9 protein-coding genes are annotated in these 7,938 nt (G+C 72.3%); 4 read left to right on the plus strand and 5 right to left on the minus strand.

The annotated features are described in order from the left end of the window. Positions 1-160 precede the first annotated feature (160 nt). Positions 161-439, plus strand: a complete 279-nt coding sequence (locus ACIBW6_RS14565) for an excalibur calcium-binding domain-containing protein (protein ID WP_399059621.1) — start codon at positions 161-163, stop codon at positions 437-439. A 254-nt stretch (positions 440-693) separates the two neighbouring features. Beyond that, complete coding sequence (locus tag ACIBW6_RS14570; protein ID WP_399059622.1) at positions 694-1,650, plus strand: IS481 family transposase; 957 nt, start codon at positions 694-696, stop codon at positions 1,648-1,650. Here the strand turns inward: ACIBW6_RS14570 and ACIBW6_RS14575 are convergent. Further along, positions 1,647-2,009 carry a hypothetical protein gene (locus ACIBW6_RS14575; protein ID WP_399059623.1) on the minus strand — a complete coding sequence of 121 codons (363 nt, stop codon included), beginning with the start codon at positions 2,007-2,009 and terminating at the stop codon, positions 1,647-1,649. The two genes, ACIBW6_RS14570 and ACIBW6_RS14575, sit on opposite strands and share 4 nt — an antisense overlap. A 98-nt stretch (positions 2,010-2,107) precedes the next feature. On the opposite strand from ACIBW6_RS14575, the gene ACIBW6_RS14580 reads away from it, so the two are divergent. Then, complete coding sequence (locus ACIBW6_RS14580) at positions 2,108-2,341, plus strand: DUF2277 domain-containing protein (protein ID WP_399059624.1); 234 nt, start codon at positions 2,108-2,110, stop codon at positions 2,339-2,341. On the opposite strand, the gene ACIBW6_RS14585 is transcribed toward ACIBW6_RS14580, so the two are convergent. After that, positions 2,329-2,958, minus strand: coding sequence for a DedA family protein (locus ACIBW6_RS14585; protein ID WP_399059625.1), 630 nt, complete (start codon positions 2,956-2,958; stop codon positions 2,329-2,331). The two genes, ACIBW6_RS14580 and ACIBW6_RS14585, sit on opposite strands and share 13 nt — an antisense overlap. Positions 2,959-3,184: 226 nt before the next feature. Between ACIBW6_RS14585 and ACIBW6_RS14590 the strand changes: the two genes are divergently transcribed. Continuing rightward, positions 3,185-3,976: a superoxide dismutase family protein gene (locus tag ACIBW6_RS14590; protein WP_399059626.1), complete on the plus strand. Its 792-nt coding sequence runs from the start codon at positions 3,185-3,187 to the stop codon at positions 3,974-3,976. Positions 3,977-4,349: 373 nt separating this feature from the next. Here ACIBW6_RS14590 and ACIBW6_RS14595 read toward each other — a convergent pair whose 3' ends face one another. From ACIBW6_RS14595 to ACIBW6_RS14605, 3 genes are all read right to left on the minus strand, one after another. Further along, positions 4,350-4,811 (minus strand): DoxX family protein, encoded by a 462-nt coding sequence (locus ACIBW6_RS14595; RefSeq protein WP_399059627.1) that lies wholly within the window; start codon positions 4,809-4,811, stop codon positions 4,350-4,352. Positions 4,812-4,974: 163 nt separating this feature from the next. Next, positions 4,975-6,660, minus strand: a complete 1,686-nt coding sequence (locus ACIBW6_RS14600; protein WP_399059708.1) for an alkaline phosphatase D family protein — start codon at positions 6,658-6,660, stop codon at positions 4,975-4,977. Between the two features lie 261 nt (positions 6,661-6,921). Then, on the minus strand, positions 6,922-7,593 hold the full coding sequence (locus ACIBW6_RS14605) for an HNH endonuclease family protein (protein WP_399059628.1): 672 nt from the start codon (positions 7,591-7,593) through the stop codon (positions 6,922-6,924). Positions 7,594-7,938: the final 345 nt, after the last annotated feature.

A 7,938-nucleotide genomic window follows, 5' to 3' on the forward strand; every position in this document is an offset into this window, starting at 1 on the left:
CCGCGTAAAGCGTCGGGGACCGGGCGGGTGTCTTCCATGGACGCTGGCCATCGTTTTTCTCATCTGCTTCCTGGTATCGGCAACGTCGAAGTCGTCGGACTCGCCAACGCCAGCGCCCGTGCCGGCGCCGACGGTCACTGTGACGGAGACCGAGCCCGACATGTCTGATACCGAGCCTGATGTGGAGGACGGCCCGACGGTCACTGAGACCGTGACCGAGCCTGCCGACGGTACTGGAACCACTGATGAGCGTGAGCAGGGGGCGACAGAGCCGCCAGAGGGAGAGTCGACCACCGAGCCCGAAAGTCCTTCGGATACTTATTACGAGAACTGTGACGAGGCGCGAGAAGCAGGCGCAGCGCCGCTGTTCAGAGGTGAACCCGGGTACGGCGCGCACCTGGACCGTGATGACGACGGGGTGGCGTGCGAATGGGACTGAGGCCTTCGGAGTAAGCATGGCGGAGCATTTCGGCCGGTAAGCTCCCAGCGGTGGTGCCCTTCTTTATGATCCATGGCGGCATGGGGCGTGGCGAGGCCAAGCGTGCGCCACGCAAGCACGCGGAACCGGGCGAGCGGGCCAGCCCCGCCCTAGGTGTATTGATCACGAGCGTTGTTAACGCCGATGGGGCTTGATCATGGCGAAGACCTCCGGTGTGGTGGAGCTGTCTAGGACTGCACCACACGGAGGTCTTCGTGTCCCACCGTAATGCCCGGCTGACCGTTCACGGCAGGCGGTTGCTCATCGAGCGTGTCCACACCGGCCGTCCCGTGGCGCACGTCGCGGCCGAGATGGGCATCTCACGGGTCACCGCCCACAAGTGGGTCCGCCGCTGGAGGGCCGAGGGCGAGCAAGGGCTGCACGACCGCTCCAGCCGGCCCCGCACGACGCCGCACCGCACCCCGGCGACGGTCGAGGACCAGGTGCGCCGCCTGCGCCAGGACCGGAAGCTCGGCCCCGCCCGTATCGGCCCCATCCTGGGCCTGCCCGCCTCCACCGTGCACCGGATCCTGGTCCGGCACGGCCTGCACCGCCTGGCCTTCCTGGACCGGCTCACCGGCCAGCTCATCCGCCGCTACGAACGTGAGAAGCCCGGCGAACTCGTCCACGTCGACGTCAAGAAACTCGGCCGGATCCCCGACGGCGGCGGCCACAAGGTCCTGGGCCGCCAGGCCGGCCGGGCCACCCGCAGCGGCATGGGTTTCGACTACATCCACTCCGCCGTTGCCGACCACACCCGCCTCGCCTACAGCGAGATCCACGGTGATGAGAAGGCCGCCACCTGCGCCGCCTTCCTGCGCCGGGCCGCAGCCTTCTTCCTCGCCCACGGCATTGACCACATCGAGCGCGTGCTGACCGACAACGCCTGGCCCTACCGCAAGAGCTTCGCCTGGCAGCAGGCCCTGGCCGACCTCGGCGCGAGAGGCAAGCTCACCCGCGCCTACCGGCCACAGACCAACGGCAAGGTCGAACGCTTCAACCGCACCCTGCTCGATGCGTGGGCCTACCTGTGGCCCTACACCAGCAACACCGAACGAACAGCAGCCCTGGCAGACTTCCTCCACACCTACAACCACCACCGCTGCCACACCGCACTTGGCGGCCACCCACCGATCAACCGCGTCAACAACGCTGCGGGTCAATACACCTAGTGCCTATCAGTGCCATCCTCGTCCGCGCGGTGTACACCTTTGAGGCGGGCTCGGCCGCGGACTGTGTCGGGGCCTGAGAGGTTGGTCCAGTAGCGGTGGCAGGTCACGAAGACGGACAGCTCCAGCTCGCGGCGGCGGAGCTTTTCGACCTCGGCCTGTTCGTCGTCGGTCCAGCCCGGTGAGGCGGGGCGCTCCAGCTTGCGCCAGCCCTGCGTGTCGCTGATCGCCTCGTGGGGCGTCACGGACCAGGGGAGCCGCTTGAGGAGGGCCAGGAGCTCGGCCCGGATCTGGTGCAGCTCCTCCTGGCCGGCGCGGAGGTCGCTCGGGAAATCGAAGTCGGAATCATCGGTCGCTGCCACCCGGCAATGGTACGTCTGTTCGAATTCGAGAGGCGAGTGCGGCCGGGCGGTTCACGCGAACGTGTGAGCGGACCGGTGGGCGGCGGCAGACTGGAGGTATGTGCCGCAGCATCAAGACCCTTCGCCCGCCCGCCCTCCCCGAGGAAGCCACCGACGAGGAGATCAGGGCCGCAGCCTTGCAGTACGTGCGGAAGGTGTCCGGGTTCCGGGCGCCGGCCGCGCACAACAGAGAGGTGTTCGAGCAGGCCGTGGACGAGATCGCCCGCGCGACCGCCGCCCTCCTCGACGGACTGGAGGTGCGGGGCGCCGCCCGGGCGGCTCAGGCCTCCTGAGGCTCCGGGACCGGGCGGCGCATCACGTACGCCGCCACCAGCCCCGCGCCGACCAGCGCGAGCAGGGAGACCACGGTGGAGAGCCAGCTCGCGCCGAGCCACTGCGCCCCGAAGTAGCCGAGGGCCACGCTGTACGCGGCCCAGGCCACGCCCGCCAGGGCGGACCACGGCAGGAACTCCCGGACCCTGCGGTGGGCGGAACCGGCCGCGAAGGAGACGACCGAGCGGCCCGCCGGGGCGAACCTGGCGATGATCACCAGCAGGCCGCCGCTGGAGCGGGCGAGCGCTCCGCCGAGACGTTCCTGCGCGGTCGTCAGGCGGCGGGAGCGCGCGATGGCGCGGGTCAGGCGTTCGCCGCCGCGCCAGGCGAGGCGGTAGGCGACCAGGTCACCGAGGACCGAGGCGGTCGCCGCGCAGAGCGTCAGGGCGAGCAGGTCCGGGACGCCGTGCGGGACGGCACCCGTCGCCGCGCCCGTTCCCGCCGCGGCCGCGGTCGCCGCGGTGATCACGAGGACGCCGCTGGGCAGTACCGGGACGAAGACGTCGAAGAGTACGGAGAGCGCCACGATCGCGTAGATCCATGGGCTTCCCGCCAGTGACCCCAGGCTTGCGAACACCGCTGGCCAACTCCCGTACGGACGATCCCCCGACCGTTCCTCCAGAACAGGAGCGGCTGTATGACAGCTGTACAGCGTACGCCCGATGTGTCGCCCGATTGACGCAACAGGTACAGATGTTCCCCATCTCACGTTCGCCCGTGTGCGCGGTTCCGAGCGGCGCCCGTGCACCGATTCGCATACGAACGAGCCAGTAGTGAGCTGAGCGAAGACGGAGGAGCGGGCCATGGTGGCAGGGATGGTGACCGGCGCACTCGCGGCGGCCGTGTTGGCGGCGGGCGGTGGCGGGGCGGGCGGCACCGCGGAGAGCTATGCGCAGAGCTACTGGGTGCGGGCCGCGGCCTCGTTCTCCCCGCCCATGGCGTTCGTGGCCTCGCCCGCGCTGACGTACGACCTGAAGCTGGTGCCCGCGGCGGCGACGGTCGTGGTCGAGCAGCGCGGCGAGGGCCGGAACATGACCGTGAGCCTGGACGTCGAAGGGCTGGCCCCGGACCACGCCTATGGCGCGCACGTGCACCAGAAGCCGTGCGGCGCGGACCCGGCCGCCGCGGGCGGGCACTACCAGCACGTGGTCGACCCGGAGCGGGCGACCGCCGAGAACGAGGTGTGGCTCGACTTCACGACGGACGCCGCGGGCGTGGGTACGGCGACGGTCAGCAAGGCGTGGGGGGTGCGGGACGGTGAGGCGCGATCCGTCGTCATCCATGACGCGCCGGGCGGGGCGGGGAAGCGGGTGGGGTGCGTGACGGTGCCGTTCGCCTCCGGCGGGGCGCCGGGTGCGGTGACCTCTCCGGGGGTCAAGGCGTCCCCGGGGGTTGAGACGACCCCGGGTACCGAGGTGTCCCCCGGGGCGACGGTGGCCCCGGGGGCCGAGGTGTCTACGGGGGTCGAGGTGTCTCCGGGCGTCGGGGCGGCCCCGGGTGCTGAGACGGCTCCGGGTGTTGCGACGGCTCCGGTCGGCGAGGTGGCCCCGGGTGCCGGGGCGGCCGTGGGGGCCAAGACGTCTGCGGGGCGTTGAGACGGCCCTGGGTGCTGAGACGGCCGCGGGGGCAAGACGTCCGCGGGACGTTGAGACGTCCCTGGGGGTCGAGACGGCCCCGGTCGGGGAGCGGACCGGAGATCCCCAGGTGCTGACTGGACGTCCCCGGTGCTCCCGGCTTCCCCGGTCGGGAGCGAGGGGCGTGAAGTGAGGGCGCGGTGAGGTGACGGCGTCCGCCCTCTGTGGAGAGGGCGGACGTCGTCATGTGTCCGGGCCGGGCGCGCCGCTGAGCGGTGTCCCGGCGGGACGCCAGGCGGGGTCCGGGCTGGGCGGGGCGTCGAGTGGTGTCCGGGCCGGGCGGAGCGGTGTTCGGGTCGGGCAGGGCGTCGAGTGGTGTCCGGGCCGGTGGGGGCTAGACCGGGACCGTCGCGCGTTCCGGGCGGGTGTCCTGCTCCTCGGGCCGTTCGCCGCCGTCGCCGCGTGGGGTGAACAGCCGGTCCAGGCCGAACGCTCCCGAGCCCGTGAAGACGAGCAGCAGCAGGGCCCAGCAGAACATCGCGGAGGCCTCGCCGCCGTTCTGGATCGGCCAGAGGGTCTCGGGCTGGTGGACCTTGAAGTACGCGTAGGCCATCGACCCGGACGAGACGAGCGCCGCGGCGCGGGTGCCGAGGCCGAGCACGATCAGGCCGCCGCCGACGAGCTGGATCACGGCCGCGTACCAGCCGGGCCAGTCGCCCGCCGCCACCGTGCCGCTCGCGGAGCCGCCGAGGACGCCGAAGAGCGAGGAGGCGCCGTGGCAGGCGAAGAGCAGGCCGGTGACGATGCGGAACAGACCGAGGACGTAGGGCTGGGCGCGGTCGAGGCGACCGGTCATGGGGGGCTCCTTCAGTTCGGTCGGGGACGTAACCGAGTGCTCCGGTGGCGTCGGCGGCCGCGCTGCCGCCGGCCCCGCCGGAGGGAAGAGCCCACAGGTTAGGAGAACCTAACTTGAACTTGCAAGTTCAACATTCAGCCATGATCCGGTTCCGCTTGCGGGCTCACGTGAGGGTGCGCCGGTCCGTCCGGACGAGGCCGCGCCCCTCCTCGGCCCGGTCGAGGGAGAGGTCCGCCGACCGTCCGCGCAGCGTCAGCGTCATCAGGTGGTTGCCGAACCACGGGCCGCCCGTCCGGCGCCAGCGGATCCGGGGCAGCGCGGCGCGCGCGTGCCGGGCCAGGCCGCGGCCGAGGAGCCGCCCCGGCCTGCTCCAGCCGAAACGGAACGCGCCCCGCATGTACCGCGGGATAGAGTTGTGCACGGGGGAGCAGGTGAGCTGGAGGACCCGCGCGGTGGGCGCCGGGCCCCCGTCGGGCCAGGACGGTTCGGCCACGTACGCGTGGTGCACGTCGCCGCCGAGGACCGAGACGGTCGCGGGCGCGGCGGGGCCCCCGCCCGCCTCGGCCACCAGATCCGTCAGCGTGTCGAACGAGGTCGGGAACGCCGGCCAGTGCTCCAGATCGGCCCGCCTGCGCAGCTTCTCGCCGCGCCGCGCCCAGCGGGCACCGCGCTCGCCGCGGCTCATCGCCGCGTTCCAGTTCTCCGCGTCGTGGATGAGGTGCGGCAGCAGCCACGGCAGCGACGAGCCGATGAGGAGGTGGTCGTAGGCGCCGCCGTCGGCGTCCTGCCCCGCGAGGGTCTGCTCGCGCACCCAGCGCTCCTCGTCGGGGTCGAGCATCGCCCGGTGCTGTTCCTCCAGGACGCGCGCGGCCCGGGTGTCGATCATCACCAGGCGTACGCGGCCGAAGTCGCGGCGGTAGCTCCAGCGGGCGCAGGTGGGGTCGGCGTCGGCCCGGGCGGCGAACTCGCGCAGCACGTCCGTGCCGTCCGGGGCCTCGCGCACCGCCGCGTAGACGGGGTCGGCGGCGAGTTCGGCCGGAGGGAGGTTCCCGATGTGCTGGTGCACCCAGTACGACATGAGGCCGCTCAGGATGCGCTCCTGCCACCAGGGCGTGGCGCGCATGTCCCGCAGCCAGGCGGCGCTCGTGTTCCAGTCGTCTATGACGTCGTGGTCGTCGAAGAGCATGCAGCTCGGGACGGTGGAGAGCAGCCAGCGGATCTCGGGGTCGAGCCAGGACTCGTAGTAGAGGTGCGTGTACTCCTCGTAGTCCGCGACCTGGGTGCCGGGCGGGTCGTCGAGGTCGCGGCGGCGGGCCAGCCACTCCTGTGTCGCCGGTGACGTCTCGTCCGCGTACACCTGGTCGCCGAGGAGGACGAGGACGTCGGGCCGGTCGGCCTCGGGGTCGGCGGCGAGGCGGGCGGCGAGCGTGTCCAGGGCGTCGGGGCCGACGGGGTCGCGCTCCCCGCCGAGGTCCCGGCCCCGCTCGCGCCAGGAGGAGCCCGAGGCGGGCGGCGCGGCCCAGCGGCAGGAGCCGAACGTGACCCGAACCGGGTCGTCCGCCCCGTACGCCGGTGCGGCGATGGTGCTGGCCGGGAAACGGGAGTCCGGCTCCGGCCAGACCGTGACGCCGTCCAGCGTCACCTCGTACGCCGTCCTGGTGCCCGGCGTGAGGCCGGTGACGGGCACCAGGGCGTAATGGTGGCCGTCGATCTGGAAGGTGTGCGTGCTGCCGGACGCGCCGTCCGCGCAGCGCACCTCGGCGACGCAGGGGCGGCTCGTCTCGACCCAGACCGTCGCCGCCTCCTCGTCCACGTACCTCAGCAGTGGTCCCAGCCGCAGGCTCACCACGTTGCTCCTCCGCTCCTCCGACGTCCCGACCTGCCGGACCGGGACGTCGGGCATCGTCTCGCACGTCGTGCTTCTCGTGCCCTGGTCGGTCGGTCCGTACCGTACGGAACGCCGGGAGGGGGTGGGGAGTGCGGGGTTGCTGATCGGCGGTTGCTCAGTGCTGCTCGGCGATCGTCCGGCGATCGTTCGGCGGTGGTCAGCTGGGGGTCGGCTGTCGGGCGGGTGTCGGTCGGCAGGCGGTCGGTGCGGCTCGGCCGCCGCTCAGCAGCCGCTCAGTTTCGACTGGATCGCCGACTTCTCCGCGGAGTCCACCGAGAGCGCGTAGTAGTGCTTCACCTGGACGTACATCCGCAGATACGTGCAGGCGTACGCGGCGCGGGGCGGCATCCACTCGGCCGGGTCCTGGTCGCCCTTGGACTGGTTGACGTTGTCGGTGACGGCGATCAGCTGGGGGCGGGTGAGGTCGTTGGCGAGCGCCTGGCGCTGGGTCGTCGTCCAGGAGGACGCGCCAGACTTCCACGCCTCGGAGAGCGGGACGACGTGATCGATGTCGACGTCGCCCGCGGCCGACCAGGTGGCGCCGTCGTACTCGGAGTACCAACTCCCCGACGTGGCCGCGCAGTCGGAGCCCGTCTGGACGCTCTTGCCGTCGCGCTTGAGGACGGTCTCGCGGGTGTTGCAGGTGCCGGACTGGGTGATCCAGTGCGGGAACTTGTCCCGGCTGTAGCCGTCGGACGAGCCCTCCGCCTTGACCGTCAGCTGGGCGAGGTAGGTGCGGGCCGTGGCGGCGGTGACCGGGGTGGGCGGGGAGGCCTGGGCGGCGGGGGCGGTGGCAATGGCGGTGGCGGTGAGCAGGGTGACGGCCGTCAGGAGGGTGGAGGCGGTGCCTATCGCTGCGCGGTGGTGGGGGTTACGCGCGTAGCTGCGGGGCATGTGGACTCCCTTTTGGGTGGGGGGGGTGTTGGGCGGGGTGGGTGGGTTGGGTGCGGGGCTCATCGTGGGGGGAGGGGGTTGCGGGGAGGTGTTGGGGTGGTGACAGGGTCGCGTCAAGTTGGGGTGCGGGCAAGGGGGTGGGGGGTAAGTGGGGTGCCCTGGTGGGGGGTTGGGGTGGGTTTGGGGTTGGCGGGGTGGGGTGTGGGGGCCTATCGCCGCCGAGGTCGGGGGGGGGGGGCCCCCCCCCCCCCCCCCCCACACCCCCGCCGGGGGGGGGGGGGGGTGGGGGGGGCCCCGGGGCGGCCCACCCCCCCGCGGTGTTTTAAGGGGGGGGGGACGGGGGGT

This window comes from Streptomyces sp. NPDC049813 (genome assembly GCF_044465085.1).
Lineage (GTDB): Bacteria > Actinomycetota > Actinomycetes > Streptomycetales > Streptomycetaceae > Streptomyces.